Source organism: Psychrobacter sp. 1Y4 (assembly GCF_051847555.1).
This window is the reverse complement of the sequence record NZ_JBPYDE010000589.1, coordinates 1-689: the sequence shown is the minus strand read 5'-3', so window position 1 is coordinate 689 and position 689 is coordinate 1. Positions and strand designations below refer to the sequence as shown.

At 43.8% G+C, this 689-nt stretch carries 2 protein-coding genes; both read right to left on the bottom strand.

Annotated features, from left to right (window positions below; genetic code table 11):
- Nucleotides 1–408: DUF302 domain-containing protein (locus ACS8FC_RS17755; protein WP_439297762.1), on the bottom strand; the 408-nt coding region annotated here is incomplete at its 3' end.
- Nucleotides 409–501: 93 nt separating this feature from the next.
- A partial coding sequence (locus ACS8FC_RS17750; protein WP_439297761.1) for a LysR substrate-binding domain-containing protein occupies nucleotides 502–689 on the bottom strand: 188 nt, incomplete at its 5' end.

Below are 689 nucleotides of genomic sequence, written 5' to 3'. Positions count from 1 at the left end.
GTATGACAGCCATACTTTTTTATCCGCATCTTCACTAATGAGGATTTTCTGTGGTAAATCAATGGCGACAGTTTGCTCGCAATTCATCAAAGGCGTACCTGCTTTGGGATTGCCAAACATGATGACTTGTGTTGGTCGTAATGATAAGCCTGCACTCTGAGCATTTTTTTGATGATTGACTCGCGCAAACACTGTCATACCTTTACTTTCGATCATTGAGACCAGCTTATCTGCGGTATCTTGGACGGAATGATTACTTGGTAAGGTTACTAAGCCTTTTTCAGCATTGATTGACTGGGTTGTTTCTGTCAGTGAATCAGTAGCATCGGCTTTATTCAAAAACGTATCAACACTGGCGCAAGATGACACGGCCAATGCTAGAGCGGCGATAGAGACAGTTTTAATCATAGTGATATCCTTGAGCGATCCGTAGTAGGTGGCAATACCCAATACGCATTGTGCGTCATCAGACCGGTGATGGCAACACGTCTGAATAGATCGCTAAACCAAGCGCTCTGTTAGATAATCAACCAGTAGTCGGATTTTTGGGGATAAGTGACGGTTATGTGGGTAGATGGCCCAGATGCTTTCTTCAGGTTCTCTATAGTCATCAAGTAAGCTCACCAACGCGCCCGATACCAGATATTTTTGCACATAGTAATCAGGCAACTGTACGATACCAAGCCCTT